This is a genomic window from Enterobacter sp. MGH 16 (genome assembly GCF_000493175.1).
GTDB classification, from domain to species: domain Bacteria; phylum Pseudomonadota; class Gammaproteobacteria; order Enterobacterales; family Enterobacteriaceae; genus Enterobacter; species Enterobacter roggenkampii.
The window spans coordinates 554,530-571,248 of record NZ_KI535695.1 but is presented as its reverse complement, the minus strand read 5'-3'; the positions used below and the strand labels follow the sequence as shown (position 1 = coordinate 571,248).

At 60.8% G+C, this 16,719-nt stretch carries 12 protein-coding genes; 8 read left to right on the top strand and 4 right to left on the bottom strand.

Going from position 1 to position 16,719, the window contains the following annotated elements; translation table 11 throughout:
- Positions 1–4: 4 nt before the first annotated feature.
- Both gsiA and iaaA read right to left on the bottom strand, forming a co-directional pair.
- The gene (gene gsiA / locus L362_RS20010; protein ID WP_023343646.1) at positions 5–1,876 is read right to left on the bottom strand and encodes a glutathione ABC transporter ATP-binding protein GsiA; all 1,872 of its coding nucleotides are present in this window, start codon (positions 1,874–1,876) and stop codon (positions 5–7) included.
- A gap of 11 nt (positions 1,877–1,887) precedes the next feature.
- Entirely contained in the window at positions 1,888–2,826 is a 939-nt protein-coding gene (gene iaaA, locus L362_RS20015) for a beta-aspartyl-peptidase (protein ID WP_025912889.1), read from the bottom strand.
- 187 nt (positions 2,827–3,013) lie between these two features.
- Here iaaA and moeA point away from each other — a divergent pair, with 187 nt between their 5' ends.
- Together moeA and moeB are read left to right on the top strand one after the other, a co-directional pair.
- Positions 3,014–4,246, top strand: a complete 1,233-nt coding sequence (moeA, locus tag L362_RS20020) for a molybdopterin molybdotransferase MoeA (protein WP_008501197.1) — start codon at positions 3,014–3,016, stop codon at positions 4,244–4,246.
- Between the two features lies 1 nt (position 4,247).
- Entirely contained in the window at positions 4,248–5,000 is a 753-nt protein-coding gene (gene moeB, locus L362_RS20025) for a molybdopterin-synthase adenylyltransferase MoeB (RefSeq protein WP_023343645.1), read from the top strand.
- An 86-nt stretch (positions 5,001–5,086) separates the two neighbouring features.
- Here moeB and fsa read toward each other — a convergent pair whose 3' ends face one another.
- Positions 5,087–5,749 carry a fructose-6-phosphate aldolase gene (fsa, locus tag L362_RS20030; protein WP_008501195.1) on the bottom strand — a complete coding sequence of 221 codons (663 nt, stop codon included), beginning with the start codon at positions 5,747–5,749 and terminating at the stop codon, positions 5,087–5,089.
- A 129-nt stretch (positions 5,750–5,878) separates the two neighbouring features.
- Between fsa and L362_RS20035 the strand changes: the two genes are divergently transcribed.
- From L362_RS20035 to L362_RS20050, 4 genes are all read left to right on the top strand, one after another.
- Positions 5,879–6,778, top strand: a complete 900-nt coding sequence (locus L362_RS20035) for a glycyl-radical enzyme activating protein (RefSeq protein ID WP_023343644.1) — start codon at positions 5,879–5,881, stop codon at positions 6,776–6,778.
- Positions 6,779–6,782: 4 nt separating this feature from the next.
- Entirely contained in the window at positions 6,783–9,215 is a 2,433-nt protein-coding gene (locus L362_RS20040; protein ID WP_023343643.1) for a formate C-acetyltransferase/glycerol dehydratase family glycyl radical enzyme, read from the top strand.
- A 166-nt stretch (positions 9,216–9,381) separates the two neighbouring features.
- Positions 9,382–10,197, top strand: a complete 816-nt coding sequence (locus tag L362_RS20045; protein WP_023343642.1) for a Cof-type HAD-IIB family hydrolase — start codon at positions 9,382–9,384, stop codon at positions 10,195–10,197.
- Between the two features lie 151 nt (positions 10,198–10,348).
- Positions 10,349–11,605: a DUF1479 domain-containing protein gene (locus tag L362_RS20050; protein ID WP_023343641.1), complete on the top strand. Its 1,257-nt coding sequence runs from the start codon at positions 10,349–10,351 to the stop codon at positions 11,603–11,605.
- Here the strand turns inward: L362_RS20050 and L362_RS20055 are convergent.
- Positions 11,602–12,675 (bottom strand): LacI family DNA-binding transcriptional regulator, encoded by a 1,074-nt coding sequence (locus L362_RS20055; RefSeq protein WP_023343640.1) that lies wholly within the window; start codon positions 12,673–12,675, stop codon positions 11,602–11,604. The genes L362_RS20050 and L362_RS20055 overlap by 4 nt on opposite strands.
- A 288-nt stretch (positions 12,676–12,963) precedes the next feature.
- On the opposite strand from L362_RS20055, the gene L362_RS20060 reads away from it, so the two are divergent.
- Together L362_RS20060 and L362_RS20065 are read left to right on the top strand one after the other, a co-directional pair.
- Positions 12,964–14,265, top strand: coding sequence for an MFS transporter (locus L362_RS20060; protein ID WP_008501189.1), 1,302 nt, complete (start codon positions 12,964–12,966; stop codon positions 14,263–14,265).
- A gap of 17 nt (positions 14,266–14,282) precedes the next feature.
- Positions 14,283–16,646, top strand: a complete 2,364-nt coding sequence (locus tag L362_RS20065) for a glycoside hydrolase family 31 protein (RefSeq protein ID WP_023343639.1) — start codon at positions 14,283–14,285, stop codon at positions 16,644–16,646.
- The last annotated feature ends 73 nt before the right edge of the window (positions 16,647–16,719 follow it).

Here is a 16,719-nt window from a genome sequence, read left to right as displayed (position 1 = left end):
AAAGTTATAACCGCGAAAAGGCATTGTCCTGACGCGGGGGAGCCACGAAATGACCCGGACCGACCTCACGCAGCGCCACGCGCTCCACGGCCTCGCCGCGTTTACGAATATTGCTCGGCATTTCATCCTGCAGCAGCACGCGCTGGCCGTGACGATGCGCCGGATCGGCGACCGGGACCGCCGCGATGAGCTTGCGGGTATAAGGGTGCTGTGGGTTCTCGAACACCGCCCTTCGCGGCCCGATTTCCACGATTTGCCCCATAAACATCACCGCCACGCGATGGCTGATGCGCTCAACCACCGCCATGTCGTGCGAGATAAACAGGAAGGCGATCCCCATATCCCGCTGTAAATCCAGCAGCAGATTGATGATTTGCGCCCGGATAGAGACATCCAGCGCCGAGACGGATTCATCCGCAATCACCACTTTTGGGTTCAGCGCCAGCGCGCGGGCGATGCAGATACGCTGCCGCTGCCCGCCGGAAAACTCGTGCGGATAACGCCAGGCGTGTTCCGGCTTCAGGCCAACGCGCTCCAGCAGCCAGGCCACGCGACGCTGCGCCGCCTCGCCGTCGAGCAGGTCATGCACCCGCAGCGGCTCCATGATCGAATACCCCACCGTATGTCGCGGATCGAGAGAGGCATACGGATCCTGGAAAATAAACTGAATATCCCGCCGCACCGCCTGCAGCCTGCTGTCAGGAAGGGTATCAATGCGCTCGCCGTTAAAGGTAATGCTCCCCTCCTGCGCGTCCACCAGACGGAGCAACGCGCGCCCGGTCGTGGATTTACCGCAGCCGGACTCCCCTACCAGCGCCAGCGTTTCGCCCGGCCAGAGGTCGAAGCTGACGTTTTCCACCGCGTGCACTTCGCGCTTTACGCGGTTCAACACACCGCTGCGCAGCGGAAAACGCGTGACCAGATTGCGCACTTCCAGAATGGGCTTGCCCGGCACCACGGTGTCCTGCTCGCGTTCCTCCTCCTGCGGCTCAGACGCCTCCAGGGAAATCAACGGAAAACGACGCGGCAGATCGCTGCCGTTCATCGCCCCCAGGCGCGGAACCGCCGCCAGCAGCGCTTTGGTGTAAGGATGCGCGGGCGCGTGAAAAATCTGTTCAACCGGGCCGGTTTCCACCGCGCTGCCCTTGTGCATCACCAGCACCCGATCGGCGATATCGGCGACCACGCCCATATCGTGGGTGATGAAAATCACCCCCATCTCCATCTCCTGCTGCAGCACCTTGATGAGCTGCAGGATCTGCGCCTGAATCGTCACGTCCAGCGCCGTCGTTGGTTCATCGGCAATTAGCACAGCTGGACGGCAGGAGAGCGCCATGGCAATCATCACCCGCTGGCGCATGCCGCCGGAAAGCTGATGCGGATAGCGGCTCAGGATGGCCTGCGCCTCCGGAATGCGCACCAGCTCCAGCATGCGTCGGGCCTCGTTGAGCGCTTCATCACCGCTTAGCCCCTGATGCAGGCGGATGGACTCGGCAATTTGCTCCCCGACCGGGAACACCGGGTTCAGGGAGGTCATCGGCTCCTGGAAGATCATCGCAATGTCCGCCCCGCGCACGCCCTGCATCTGCGCGCCGCTCAGCTCGTTTAAATCAATGACCTGACGGTTACGGCGGCGCAGCAGCATTTTCTCGCTGCTGATTTGCCCGCCCGTCTGTTCCAGCAGGCGCATCAGCGCCAGCGCGGTGACCGATTTCCCGGAGCCGGATTCGCCAACAATCGCCAGCGTCTCGCCGCGCCTGAGCGTGAACGATAAATTCTGTACTGCGGGGATGAACTGCCGCTCTTCCTGAAACGCAATATTCAGCTGATGGACAGCCAGCACTTCGCGGTTGTCCAGCTCTTCACTGTGCGGCACGCGCTGCCCCCTTATTCACGATAGATCCCCGTGCTCGGCTCATCGCCGGCATAGCCCCAGGCGCGGTACATGCCTTCACTGTTGAACGGCAGGGCCACGTTGCCCTCGCGATCCACAGCAATGAGTCCGCCGACGCCGCCCAGGGCAGGCAGTTTCTCCATCACCACGCGCTCGCAGGCTTCGCTGAGGCTTAAGCCGCCGTAATCCATCAGCGCGGTGATGTCGTAGGCCGCAAGGGCACGAATAAACACTTCCCCGGTGCCGGTACACGACACCGCCGCCGTCGCGTTATTGGCATAGCAGCCGGCGCCCGGCAGCGGGCTGTCGCCCACGCGTCCGGGGAGCTTGTTGGTCATCCCGCCCGTGGAGGTTGCCGCCGCGAGGTTGCCCGCTTTGTCGAGCGCCACCGCGCCGACCGTGCCCATTTTGCTGCGCTCATCCAGCGGCGCAGTATGGTCAAGCTGCGTCATACCCGCCGAACGGGCGTCCAGCAGCTGCTGATAGCGCGCCTCTGTGGAAAACAGATCGGGCGATACCGGCTCCATTCCGTGTTCGAAGGCAAACCTCTCCGCCCCCGCGCCCGTCAGCAGCACGTGCGGGCTCTCTTCCATCACCAGACGCGCGGCCAGCACCGGGTTACGCAGGTGGCTGACGCCTGCCACGGCCCCCGCTTTCAGGGAGATACCGTCCATGACGCAGGCATCCAGCTCGTGGGTTTCATCCCGGGTAAAGACCGAACCGATCCCCGCATTAAATAACGGGCACTCCTCCAGCAGGCGTACCGCCTCGGTGACCACGTCCAGCGCGCTCTCGCCCGCTTCCAGCATTTTCTGGCCCGTTTCGACAATGGCGTACAGCGCGTCGATGTAGCGCTTTTCCTGCTCAGGAGTGAGCTGTGCACGGGTGATTGCCCCGGCCCCGCCATGAATTGCGATTACCGCCTTAACCATTCGCATCACCCGTTAGCCTGTTTTGCGGCTTTTTCTATAAATATCATTATCGTCGACGAAACTTCAGATGATTTTTGAATATAGAAAGACGTAACAGTGATGTAAAGCGTACACCCTCCGGTCATACAGTTAGCCGCACTTTTCTGCCATAATGGACGCTTTCGTTGTTACTCCGCAGGAGCCCACCATGGATTTTACCGCCGGACTGATGCCGCTTGAGACGGCACTCACGCAGATGCTTGACCGAGTTTCCCCGCTGCATGACGTTGAGACGCTGCCCCTCGTGCGCTGTTTTGGCCGTATTGCCGCACGCGATATCGTCTCCCCGCTCAACGTGCCGGGGTTTGATAACTCCGCGATGGACGGTTACGCGGTACGCCTGGCGGATCTCCAGACGGGTAACGCCCTGCCGGTGGCGGGTAAAGCCTTTGCGGGTCAGCCGTTTAGCGGCGAATGGCCTGCGGGCACCTGCGTGCGCATCATGACCGGCGCGCCAGTTCCGGCTGGCTGCGACGCTGTCGTCATGCAGGAAGAGACCGAACAGACCGACGACGGCGTGCGTTTTACCGCCAGCGTCAAAGCGGGCCAGAACATCCGCCGCACGGGCGAAGACATCACCCTCGGCGCGACCGTTTTTGCCGCCGGGCAAAGGCTGACGGTGGCGGAGCTGCCGGTGCTGGCCTCGCTCGGCATCGCGGAAGTTGACGTTATCCGCAAAGTGCGCGTCGCCGTTTTCTCCACCGGCGACGAGCTGCAGCTTCCGGGCCAGCCGCTGCAGGACGGCCAGATTTACGACACCAACCGCCTGGCGGTGCACCTGATGCTGGAGCAGCTGGGCTGCGAGGTGATTAACCTCGGCATCATTCCAGACGACCCGGAAAAACTGCGCGCGGCGTTTATCGAGGCGGATAAATCCGCCGACGTGGTCATCAGCTCCGGCGGCGTCTCCGTGGGCGAAGCGGATTACACCAAAACCCTTCTTGAAGAGCTGGGCGAAATCGCCTTCTGGAAGCTGGCGATCAAGCCGGGCAAGCCGTTCGCGTTTGGCAAGCTTCCACACAGCTGGTTCTGCGGCCTGCCGGGTAACCCGGTCTCGGCGGCACTTACCTTCTACCAGCTGGCGATCCCGCTGCTGGCGAAGCTTTCCGGCAACAAGGCCAGCCCGCTGCCGGAACGCGTGCGCGTGCGTGCCGCCACGCGGTTGAAAAAATCACCGGGCCGTCTCGATTTCCAGCGCGGCATTCTGGCGCGCGGTGCGGACGGCGAGCTCGAAGTGAGCACCACCGGACATCAGGGCTCGCACATTTTCAGCTCCTTCAGTCTGGGCAACTGCTTCATCGTGCTGGAGCGCGAGCGCGGCAACGTGGAAGCCGGCGAATGGGTTGAGGTCGAGCGCTTTAACCACCTGTTCGGAGGCTGACATGACGGTGGAGCTGAGCGACCCGGAGATGATGCGCTACAACCGCCAGATTGTGCTGCGCGGGTTTGATTTCGAAGGTCAGGAAGCGCTCAAGGCGGCCAGCGTGCTGGTCGTCGGGCTGGGCGGACTGGGCTGCGCCGCCGCGCAGTACCTTGCCGCGGCGGGCGTAGGAAGCATGACGCTGCTGGATTTCGATACCGTATCGGTGTCCAACCTGCAGCGCCAGACACTGCACAGCGACGCGACGGTGGGCCAGCCGAAAGTGGAATCCGCCAGGGCTGCGCTGGCGCGTATCAACCCCCACGTTCAGTTCACGCTGATTGACGCAATGCTGGATGACGACGCGCTCTCCGCGCAGATTGCCCGGCACGATCTGGTCCTGGACTGCACCGATAACGTCACCGTCCGTAATCAGCTCAACGCGGGCTGTTTTGCTCATAAAACGCCGCTGGTTTCCGGGGCGGCGATCCGCATGGAGGGGCAAATCAGCGTCTTCACGTACGCCGAGGGTGAACCCTGCTACCGCTGCCTGAGCCGTCTGTTTGGCGAGAATGCGCTGACCTGCGTTGAGGCGGGCGTGATGGCGCCGCTCGTCGGCGTGATTGGTTCACTGCAGGCAATGGAAGCGATCAAGGTGCTGACGAATTACGGCACGCCCGCCGCGGGGAAAATCGTGATGTATGACGCGATGACCTGCCAGTTCCGCGAGATGAAGCTAATGCGTAACCCGGGGTGTGAGGTGTGTAGCCAGTAAAAAAGTCGGGTGGCGGCGTCGCCTTACCCGACCCACAACGGCTCGAACGTAGGCCGGGTAAGCGTCAGCGCCACCCGGCAACCGCGTCAGATGGACGTCCGTCCAAACGCCCCCTGCCAGTCCTGCTCAAACTTCACAATCGCTGCGTCTACCGCCGGAGAGGTAATAAACTGCTGCGCCACGTCCAGCGGCAGCGTGATGGACTCGCAGCCTGCCAGCAGGCAGTCCAGCGCCTGACGCGGGGTTTTAAAGCTCGCGGCCAGCACCTTTGACTGCGGCGCGTGCAGCGTCAGCAGCTGTTGCAGCTCAATTACGGTCTGAATCCCGTCCCCGCCCTGCGCGTCCACGCGGTTAACGTAAGGCGCCACATACTCCGCCCCCGCCAGCGCGGAGAGCATCCCCTGCGCGGCACCGTAGACCGCCGTTCCCAGGGTCGGGATCCCTTCCGCCTTCAGCATCTTGATCGCCGCGAGCCCTTCTGCGGTCACCGGCACTTTCACCACCAGATCGTTAATGATGGCGCGCAGCTTACGCGCGTCTTCCACCATCCCTTCGGCGGTGGTCGCCATCACCTGTGCGAACAGACGGCCCTTGCCGCCCAGCGCGTCGTGCAACGCGGGCAGCAGTTCGTCGAGCGGCGTTTTACCGGCCGCAACGATGCTTGGGTTGGTGGTCACGCCCGCCAGCGGGAAGATACGCGCCAGCTTTTTGACTGCCGCAACGTCAGATGTGTCGAGATAAAGTTCCATGATGTCACCCTCAAAATTAGCCTGCACTTACCCTATCACGACAAAACCTGCTCAAGAGTTGACCTGCATCAAGATAACTTTCATTCGAAAGTAATTTAATCTTCATATGCAAGATAAGAGGCGAGAAACATGATCTTCAATATTCAGCGTTACTCTACCCACGACGGCCCCGGAATTCGTACCGTGGTGTTCCTGAAAGGCTGCTCGCTGGGCTGTCGCTGGTGCCAGAACCCGGAAAGCCGCTCCCGCAGCCGGGACGTGCTGTTTGATGCGCGTCTGTGCCTGGACGGCTGCGACCTGTGCCAGCAGGCGGCACCGGGCTGTATCGAACGCGCGCTGAACGGGATGGTCATTCATCGTGAGAAATTAAGTGAAGAGACGCTTGATGCCCTCACCGACTGCTGCCCGACGCAGGCGCTGACCGTTTGCGGTGAAGAAAAGCAGGTCGAGGAGATCATGGCGACCGTACTGCGCGATAAACCCTTTTACGACCGCAGCGGCGGCGGGATCACCCTCTCCGGCGGCGAACCGTTTATGAACCCGGAGCTGGCGCACGCGCTGTTTAAAGCCAGCCACGACCAGGGTATCCACACCGCCGTCGAAACCTGCCTTCACGTGCCGTGGCAGTATATCGAGCCGTCATTACCGTACGTCGATCTGTTCCTCGCCGACCTGAAGCACGTCGACGGAGACGTTTTCAAGCAGTGGACGGACGGTTCGGCTAAGCGCATCCTGGACAACCTGAAACGCCTGGCCGCCGCCGGGAAAACGATCACCATCCGCGTGCCGCTGATCCAGGGCTTCAACGCGGATGAAGCCTCCATCACCGCCATTACCAACTTCGCTGCCGATGAACTCGGCGTCGACGATATTCATTTTCTGCCGTATCACACGCTGGGCATGAACAAATACACCCTGCTCGGCCAACCCTACTCTGCCCCTGACAAACCGCTGGATAACCCTGCCCTGCTGGACTTCGCACAGCAGTACGCCTGCCAGAAAGGGTTAACCGCGACCTTACGAGGATAAACTTATGACCACCCTGAATCTCAACACCCTCAGCGAGCGCATTAAGGCGCACAAAACGGCCCTGGTGCATATCGTGAAGCCGCCGGTCTGTACCGAGCGCGCCCAGCATTACACCGAAATGTACCAGCAGCACATGGACAAGCCGATCCCGGTGCGCCGCGCCCTGGCGCTGGCGCATCACCTGGCCGAGCGTACCATCTGGATCAAGCACGACGAGCTGATCATCGGTAACCAGGCCAGCGAAGTGCGCGCCGCACCGATCTTCCCGGAATACACCGTCTCCTGGATTGAGAAAGAGATTGACGACCTGGCGGACCGTCCGGGCGCGGGCTTTGCGGTGAGCGAAGAGAACAAGCGCGTGCTGCATGAAATCTGCCCGTGGTGGCGCGGCCAGACGGTGCAGGACCGCTGCTACGGCATGTTCACCGACGAGCAGAAAGGCCTGCTGGAAACCGGCATCATCAAAGCCGAAGGCAACATGACCTCCGGCGACGCGCACCTGGCGGTGAACTTCCCTCTGGTGCTGGAGAAAGGTCTCGACGGCCTGCGCGCCAAAGTGGCCGAGCGCCGCTCGCGCATCAACCTGACGGTGCTGGAAGACCTGCACGGCGACCAGTTCCTGAAGGCAATTGATATCGTGCTGGAAGCGGTGAGCCTGCACATCAAACGCTTTGCCGACCTGGCGCGTGAAATGGCCTCCACCGAAACCCGCGTAAGCCGCCGCGACGAGCTGCTGGCAATGGCGGAAAACTGTGACGTAATCGCCCACGAGCCGCCAAAAACCTTCTGGCAGGCGCTGCAGCTGTGCTACTTCATTCAGCTGATCCTGCAGATTGAGTCCAACGGCCACTCCGTCTCCTTCGCGCGTATGGACCAGTATCTCTATCCGTACTACCGCCGCGACGTGGAGCTGAATCAGAGCCTGGACCGCGAGCACGCCATCGAGCTGCTGCACAGCTGCTGGCTGAAATTGCTGGAAGTGAACAAGATCCGCTCCGGCTCGCACTCGAAGGCTTCCGCCGGTAGCCCGCTGTACCAGAACGTCACCATCGGCGGCCAGAAGCTGGTTAACGGTGAGCCGATGGACGCGGTGAACCCGCTCTCGTACGCGATTCTGGAATCCTGCGGTCGCCTGCGCTCCACCCAGCCGAACCTGAGCGTGCGCTATCACGCGGGCATGAGCAACGACTTCCTCGACGCCTGCGTGCAGGTGATCCGCTGCGGCTTCGGGATGCCAGCGTTCAACAACGATGAAATCGTCATTCCGGAATTCATCAAGCTCGGCGTTGAGCGTGACGACGCCTACGACTACGCGGCCATCGGCTGCATCGAAACCGCGGTGGGCGGCAAGTGGGGCTACCGCTGCACCGGCATGAGCTTTATCAACTTCGCCCGTGTGATGCTCGCCGCGCTGGAAGGCGGCCGCGACGCCACCAGCGGCAAGGTGTTCCTGCCGCAGGAGAAAGCCCTCTCCGCCGGTAACTTCGACAACTTCGACGAAGTGATGGCAGCCTGGGATAGCCAGATCCGCTACTACACCCGCAAATCCATCGAGATTGAGTACGTCGTGGACACTATGCTGGAGGAGAACGTCCACGATATTCTCTGCTCGGCGCTGGTGGACGACTGCATCGAGCGCGCGAAAAGCATCAAGCAGGGCGGCGCGAAGTATGACTGGGTCTCCGGCCTGCAGGTGGGCATCGCCAACCTCGGCAACAGCCTGGCGGCGGTGAAGAAGCTGGTGTTCGAACAGGGCGTCATTGGTCAGCAGCAGCTGGCGGCGGCGCTGGCCGATGATTTCGACGGACTGACCCACGAGCAGCTGCGTCAGCGCCTGATCAACGGCGCGCCGAAGTACGGCAACGACGACGACAGCGTGGATATGCTGCTGACCCGCGCCTATCAGACCTACATTGAAGAGCTGAAGCAGTACCACAACCCGCGCTACGGCCGCGGCCCGATTGGCGGTAACTACTACGCGGGCACCTCTTCCATCTCCGCGAACGTGCCGTTTGGCGCGGCGACGATGGCGACGCCGGACGGACGTAAGGCGCATACCCCGCTGGCGGAAGGGGCCAGCCCGGCTTCCGGAACCGACCACCTTGGTCCAACGGCGGTCATCGGTTCCGTGGGTAAACTGCCTACCGAGGCGATTCTCGGCGGCGTGCTGCTGAACCAGAAGCTGAATCCGTCAACGCTGGAAAACGACAGCGATCGCCAGAAGCTAATGGTGCTGCTGCGCACCTTCTTCGAGGTGCATAAGGGCTGGCATATTCAGTACAACATCGTCTCGCGCGAAACGCTGCTGGAGGCGAAGAAACACCCGGACCAGTACCGCGACCTGGTAGTGCGCGTCGCGGGTTACTCGGCGTTCTTCACCGCCCTGTCGCCGGATGCGCAGGACGATATTATCGCCCGTACTGAGCATACGCTGTAAGAAAACGCCCGGTGGCGCTGCGCTTACCGGGCCTACAGAGTCTCCCCGTAGGCCGGGTAAGGCGAAGCCGCCACCCGGCTTTCTGACTTTCATTCGAAATTAAATTTGTGCTCCTCGTCACCTTGTTATTAGAATGTTTCAAAACGCAGTGACCCAGGAGCACAGTATGACCGTTAAAGTTATCGTCACCGATATGGACGGAACTTTCCTTGATGATGCCAAGCAGTACGATCGTGACCGCTTCCAGGCACAGTTTGAACAGCTTAAAGCCCGCGACATTGAATTTGTTGTCGCCAGCGGCAACCAGTATTACCAGCTCATCTCCTTCTTTCCGGAGCTTAAAGATCGGATCTCCTTCGTGGCGGAAAACGGCGCGCTGGTGTTCGATCGCGGCGAGCAGATTTTTCACGGCGAGCTGACCCGCCATGAGTCGCAGATCGTGATTGGCGAACTGCTGAAAGACAAAGGGCTGAACTTCGTGGCCTGCGGGCTGGAGAGCGCCTACGTCAGCGATAAAGCGCCAGACGCGTTCGTGGCGCTAATGTCAAAGCACTACCACCGCTTAAAGCGCATCAGCGATTACCGCGACATTGACGACGTGCTGTTTAAGTTCTCCCTGAACCTGCCGGACAGCGATATTCCTAATCTGGTGGATAAACTCCACGTCTCCCTGGACGGCATCATGAAGCCGGTCACCAGCGGCTTTGGCTTTGTCGATTTGATTATCCCAGGCCTGCACAAAGCTAACGGCATCAGCCGTCTGCTGAAGCGCTGGAAAATTTCTCCGCAAGAGTGCGTGGCGATTGGCGACAGCGACAACGATGCCGAGATGCTGAAGCTGGTGAAATATTCCTTTGCGATGGGCAACGCGGCAGAGAGCATCAAAGAAATCAGCCGCTACAGCACCGATGACAACAACCATCACGGCGCGCTGAACGTCATTCAGGCCGTGCTCGACAACCATTCCCCGTTCGACGCCTGATCCTCTTCTCGCCGGAGCCCTGCTCCGGCACCCTCACTCATTTTCCCGTCCTGTGGCGCACGTCAAGTTTTTAAACTTGCATTAACTTATTTTTAACTTAAAGTATCACTTGTAGACATTTTCACTTTCGAATGAAAGATGCGAGGCAGTTATGACCTTTACCAGTGAAACCTTGCCGGCGGATCACAAAGCGGCAATCCGTCAGTTGAAACGTGAGTTACGCGCGCAGATCGGCGACGTGCAGGCGGTGTTCGACAAGCTCAGCGACAGCATTGCCACCCGCGTGGCGGAAATTAACGCCCTTAAAAATAAAGGTGAATCCGTCTGGCCGGTGATTCCGTTTAACGATGTGAAAAACGGCACGATTACCGACGCACAGCGCGAGGCCGTTAAGCGTCGCGGCTGCGCGGTGATTAAAGGTCACTTCCCGCGCGAGCAGGCGCTGGCGTGGGATCAGTCGATGCTCGACTACCTCGATCTGAACAAGTTTGACGAGGTGTACAAAGGGCCAGGCGATAACTTCTTCGGCACCCTGACCGCTTCCCGTCCGGAGATTTACCCGATCTACTGGTCGCAGGCGCAAATGCAGGCGCGCCAGAGCGAAGAAATGGCGCAGGTGCAGTCGTTCCTGAACCGCTTATGGACGTTCGAGAGCAACGGCAAGCAGTGGTTCGACCCGGACGTGAGCGTGATTTACCCAGATCGTATCCGCCGCCGTCCGCCGGGAACCACCTCGAAAGGACTCGGCGCGCATACCGACTCCGGCGCGCTGGAGCGCTGGCTGCTGCCGGCATACCAGCAGGTCTTTGCCCGCGTGTTTGACGGCAACGTCGACAAGTACGATCCGTGGAACGCCGCGCACCGTACCGAAGTGGAAGAGTATACCGTCGATAACACCACCAAATGCTCGGTGTTCCGCACCTTCCAGGGCTGGACGGCGCTGTCGGACATGATCCCCGGCCAGGGGCTGCTGCACGTAGTGCCGATCCCGGAAGCAATGGCGTACATTCTGCTGCGTCCGCTGCTGGACGACGTGCCGGAGGACGAGCTGTGCGGCGTGGCGCCGGGGCGCGTGCTGCCGGTTTCCGAGAAGTGGCACCCGCTGCTTATCGAGGCGCTGACCAGCATTCCTGCGCTGGAGGCGGGTGATTCGGTGTGGTGGCACTGCGATGTGATCCACTCCGTCGCGCCGGTGGAAGATCAGCAGGGCTGGGGCAACGTGATGTACATCCCCGCCGCACCGATGTGCGAGAAAAACCTCGCCTATGCGAAGAAGGTCAAGGAAGCGCTGGAAACCGGCGCGTCGCCGGGAGACTTCCCGCGCGAGGATTATGAAAAAACCTGGCAGGACCGCTTTACCGTGAACGATCTCAACATCCACGGCAAACGCGCGCTGGGCATGGTCTAGCTGTCGTACAGCCCTTCCCGCTCCACGGCGGTGCGTCGTTTCCCCTGACGTATCCGCCGTACCGATTCCCGCACGGCCAGCGTGCCGTTCAGCAGCAATGTGCCTACCGGCGCGTCCAGGCGCATGAGCCGCTGCTGGAGCATGTGTACCGCTTCCGTTCCCAGCTCATCGCGGGGAACATGCACGGCCGTTAATGGAACATCCTGAATCGCCGCCAGGTTAAAGCCGTCGATGCTCATCACCGAGACGTCCTGCGGCACGCGCAGGCCGTGGTTTTGTAAGGCGCTGATGGTGCCCGCCGCCATAAAGTCGCCGCCAACCAGGAACGCCGTCGGCAGGTCTTTTCCCTGCTGCTGATTTAGCCAATCGCTCACCAGCTGCTCCGTCTCTCTGGCGCTGAAGCTCGGCACCACCAGCAGATCGCGCTTGTCGTTGAACGCCAGGTTGTGAGACTGCCACGCGTCGCGGATCCCCGACAGGCGCTGCTCCATGGTGTAGCGCCGCAGGCACAGCACGTTCATTACCTCCCGGTGTCCCATCTCGAACAGGTACTCCGCCGCCCGCTCGCCGATGGCGCGGTGATCCGGCGCAACGGCAGGCAGACGCATGTGCCGGTCGCGGCAGTTAATCAGCATGCAGGGTTTGCCCACGTCTACCGCCAGATCGTGGATATGCGGATCGTCAATACCGAGAAGAATGGCCGCCTGGGTGTCCGGCTCGTTCATCCGCGCCAGAAACAGCTGGGCGTCGCTGTCGTTCTCCTCCAGCGCGCAGTAGCGCAACCGGACCTCGTGGGAGGCAAGGGCTTTGCTCACGCTCTGGATCACGCGGTAGTAAAAGATGTCGGACCGCTCGTCGAAGGCGCGCTGCGGGGCAAAAACCACCAGGCTGTTAAGCAGCAGACGCCCGGCCGCCATGCCGTCCATTACCCCCAGCTCGCGCGCGCACGCCAGCACCTTTGCGCGCGCTTTTTCGCTGGTATTCGCTTTCCCCGCCAGCACCCGCGAAACGGTGCTGATGGAGAGCTGCGTGCGGGCCGCGATTTCGGTGATTTTTAGCCTTTTGTCCATTTTGTGATCTGGCTCCATTTGCGAAATGAAAAAATTTTCATAGCGTGTTTGTCAGGCAATAACTGGCATGAATGCCATCATGCCAGAGTGTTTTCGTCTGTTATGAGAAATTTTGCACAAAATCCACTTTTGCCCACTCATTTTCTTCCTTAAGGTGAACTTGTCACACAGCTTCCATACTAGTTGTATAGCAACTTAAGCATTATAAGCGGATAGAAATCAAAGGCATAACAATCTGTGTGACACCTGAACCTCCGTCCCCTTACCGTCCGTCTTGTGGAGAGTAAAATGAGTCAGGACATCAATAACACCATTGCGACAAGCAAAACCCGTCGCGTCATCAAGAACCTGCGCTGGTACGTGCTGGTGCTGTTCTTGCTGGGCGTCACCGTTAACTACATCACCCGAAATTCCTTAGGTATTCTCGCTCCGGAGCTAAAAGAGAGCCTCGGGATCACCACCGAGCAATACTCCTGGATCGTTGGCGCGTTCCAGATCGCCTACACCATTTTCCAGCCCCTCTGCGGCTGGCTGATTGACGTGATCGGCCTGAAGATTGGCTTTATGGTCTGCGCCGGGATCTGGGCGCTGATGTGTATCTTCCACGCGGGCGCCGGAAGCTGGCTGCACCTGGCGATTCTGCGCTTCTTTATGGGGGCTTCCGAAGCCGCCGCCACCCCGGCGAACGCCAAAACCATCGGCGAATGGTTCCCGAAATCAGAGCGTCCCGTTGCCGCCGGCTGGGCGGGCGTGGGCTTCTCCATCGGCGCAATGCTGGCTCCCCCTATCATCTACTTTGCTCACGCCTCGTTCGGCTGGCAGGGGGCGTTTATGTTTACCGGCGTGCTGGCGCTGCTGTGGGTGATCCTCTGGTGGGCGTTCTACCACAACCCGGAGCAGCACCCGAACCTGAGCAAGGACGAGCTGGCGTTTATCAAGCAGGATAACGAACCGGCGCCGGTCAAACTGCCCTTCCTGACCGCGCTGAAAACCGTTTCTAAAAACAAACGTTTCTACGGTATCGCCATTCCGGCCTTTATGGCAGAACCCGCCTGGGCGGTGCTGAGCTTCTGGGTGCCGCTGTACCTTGCCAAAGAGCACGGTATGGACCTGAAGCAGATTGCGATGTTTGCCTGGCTGCCGTTCCTCGCCGCCGACCTCGGCAGCGTGGCAAGCGGCTACCTGACGCGTCTGTACACCCGCCTGTTCGGCTGCTCCCGCGTGAACTCGGTTGTCGCCAGCTCCGTGACCGGCGCGTTCCTGATGATCTCGCTGGCCATCGTGGCCATTACCCGCGACCCGTATATCACCATCGTGCTGATCTCCATCGGCGGCTTCGGGCACCAGATCATCTCCTGCATGCTCAGCGCCCTGGTCGTGGAGTCGTTCGACAAAGGCCAGATGGCGACCGTCAACGGCATGCGCGGCTCGGCGGCGTGGATCGCCAGCTTCCTGTTCTCGCTGTTAATCGGTGTGACCGCCGACAAAATCGGCTTTAACCCGCTCTTTATTGCCATGGGCTTCTTTGACCTGATTGGCGCTCTCTTCCTGGTAGCATTTATTGCTGAACGTCGCGCGAAGCGCGCCTGATAGTGGATGTATTGCATATGAAAACCCTGAAAAACTGGACCCTTGATACGCAGTCGGCAAACCATCTGGAACTGCTGGTCGATAGCCAGCACCGCCTGTGCCTGTATGTGCTGGAAGAGAACCTGTTCCGCGTGCTGATCAAACGCAAGGGCGAGCTGGCGCTGGACCGCACCTGGAGCATCGCACCGGAAAAAGACGTGCCGTGGGAAGGTCGCCGTCGCGACGATATCAGCGGCTTCTCCTGCCCCGCCTGGGCTCTGACGCAGCAGGACGATACGTTAACGGTAGCAACCGAGCAGCTGCGCGTCACCGTCCACCAGCCGCTGTGGCTGGAGTGGCACTACCGCAATGACGCGGGCGAGTGGCAGCCGCTGGTCAACGACCGCCCCACCAGCGCCTACCTGCTGAACGCCCACGGCGACGGCGTGGCGCACTACCTGAGCCGCCGCAAGGACGAGCGTTTCTACGGCCTGGGCGAGAAAGCGGGCGATCTGCAGCGCAACGGTAAACGCTACGAGATGCGTAACCTGGACGCGATGGGCTACAACGCCGCCAGCACCGACCCGCTGTACAAGCACATTCCGTTCACCCTCACCCGCCGCGACGACGTGAGCTACGGCCTGTTCTACGACAACCTGAGCAGCTGCTGGCTGGATCTGGGTAACGAGATCGATAACTACCACACCGCCTATCGCCGCTGGCAGGCGGAAGCGGGCGATATCGATTACTACATCTTTACCGGCAGGCGCGTGCTGGACGTCACCAAAGCCTTTGTTCGCCTGACCGGAAAAACGCTGTTCGGACCGAAATGGAGCCTGGGCTACAGCGGCTCAACCATGCACTACACCGACGCGCCGGACGCCCAGAACCAGCTGATGAACTTTATCCGCCTGTGCGAAGAGCACGCCATTCCGTGCGACTCGTTCCAGCTTTCGTCTGGCTATACCTCCATCAACGGCAAGCGCTACGTCTTCAACTGGAACTATGACAAGGTGCCGCAGCCGAAGGTGATGAGCCAGGCCTTCCACGACGCGGGACTGAAGCTTGCGGCTAACATCAAGCCGTGCCTGTTGCAGGACCATCCGCGCTACAGCGAAGTGGCTGAACGCGGTCTGTTCATTCGCGATTCAGAAACCGATGCACCCGAACGTTCCAGCTTCTGGGATGACGAAGGCTCACACCTCGACTTTACCAACCCGCAGACGGTGCAGTGGTGGCAGAACGGCGTCACCACGCAGCTGCTGGAGATGGGCATCTACTCCACCTGGAACGACAATAACGAATATGAAGTGTGGGACGGGGAAGCCCGCTGCTTTGGCTTCGGCAAGGAGATCGCCATCAAGCATATTCGCCCGGTGATGCCGCTGCTGATGATGCGCGCCTCGCTGGAAGCGCAGCAGCGCTTTGCGCCGGAAAAGCGTCCGTATCTGATCTCCCGCTCCGGCTGCGCCGGGATGCAGCGCTACGTCCAGACCTGGAGCGGCGACAACCGCACCAACTGGGACACCCTGCGCTATAACATCCGCATGGGGCTGGGCATGAGCCTGTCCGGGCTGTTCAACGTCGGCCACGACGTCGGCGGTTTCTCCGGCGACAAGCCGGACGCCGAGCTGTTCGTGCGCTGGGTGCAGAACGGCGTGATGCACCCGCGCTTTACCATTCACTCGTGGAACGATGACCACACGGTGAACGAGCCGTGGATGTATCCGGGCGTCACGCCTGCCATTCGCGGCGCGATTGAGCTGCGCTACCGCCTGCTGCCGTATCTCTACACCCTGCTCTGGCAGGCGCACGCCGACGACGAACCGATGCTGCGCCCGACCTTCCTCGACCACGAGCACGACGCGCAAACCTTCAAAGAGTGCGACGACTTCCTGCTGGGCCGCGACCTGCTGGTCGCCAGCGTCGTCGAAGCCGGGCAGCGCGAGCGCCGCGTCTGGCTGCCGGATAACGAAACGGGCTGGTACGATTTTTACACTCACGCGTGGTATGCGGGCGGACAATCCATCGTCCTCGATGCGCCGCTGGAAAAACTGCCGCTGCTGGTGCGCGCCGGGGCCGGTCTGCCGCTGAGCGAGCGCATCACGCATGTGAGTGCCGAAAAAGATACGACCCGCGAGCTGAAGCTGTTCCCGGTGAAAGGCGTCGGCACAACCTCGGGGCTGCTGTTTGAAGACGACGGTGAAAGCTGGGGCTACCTGAACGGCAATGCGCTGTGGGTGGAATGGGAGATGGTGTGTGATAGCGCAACCATCAACCTGAAGGTGAACGCGCGGGGGGATTATCGTCCGGCGTGGAAGGCGCTGAAGGTGTCATTACCGGCGGGGGAAAAACGTACGCTGCGGGTGAACGGGGTTGAAAGGAGTGAGTGGGTGCTCTGAACATTGCCGGGTGGCGGCTTCGCCTTACCCGGCCTACAAAGTCACCCGTAGGCCCGGTAAGCGAAGCGCCACC

Bases quoted from the DNA above. Each gene is read 5' to 3' on its own strand.
- moeB (WP_023343645.1), top strand. From the start codon at position 4,248: ATGACGGTGGAGCTGAGCGACCCGGAGATGATGCGCTACAACCGCCAG.
- L362_RS20050 (WP_023343641.1), top strand. From the start codon at position 10,349: ATGACCTTTACCAGTGAAACCTTGCCGGCGGATCACAAAGCGGCAATC.
- iaaA (WP_025912889.1), bottom strand. From the start codon at position 2,826: ATGGTTAAGGCGGTAATCGCAATTCATGGCGGGGCCGGGGCAATCACC.
- L362_RS20060 (WP_008501189.1), top strand. From the start codon at position 12,964: ATGAGTCAGGACATCAATAACACCATTGCGACAAGCAAAACCCGTCGC.
- moeA (WP_008501197.1), top strand. From the start codon at position 3,014: ATGGATTTTACCGCCGGACTGATGCCGCTTGAGACGGCACTCACGCAG.
- L362_RS20055 (WP_023343640.1), bottom strand. From the start codon at position 12,675: ATGGACAAAAGGCTAAAAATCACCGAAATCGCGGCCCGCACGCAGCTC.
- L362_RS20035 (WP_023343644.1), top strand. From the start codon at position 5,879: ATGATCTTCAATATTCAGCGTTACTCTACCCACGACGGCCCCGGAATT.
- L362_RS20045 (WP_023343642.1), top strand. From the start codon at position 9,382: ATGACCGTTAAAGTTATCGTCACCGATATGGACGGAACTTTCCTTGAT.
- L362_RS20065 (WP_023343639.1), top strand. From the start codon at position 14,283: ATGAAAACCCTGAAAAACTGGACCCTTGATACGCAGTCGGCAAACCAT.
- fsa (WP_008501195.1), bottom strand. From the start codon at position 5,749: ATGGAACTTTATCTCGACACATCTGACGTTGCGGCAGTCAAAAAGCTG.
- L362_RS20040 (WP_023343643.1), top strand. From the start codon at position 6,783: ATGACCACCCTGAATCTCAACACCCTCAGCGAGCGCATTAAGGCGCAC.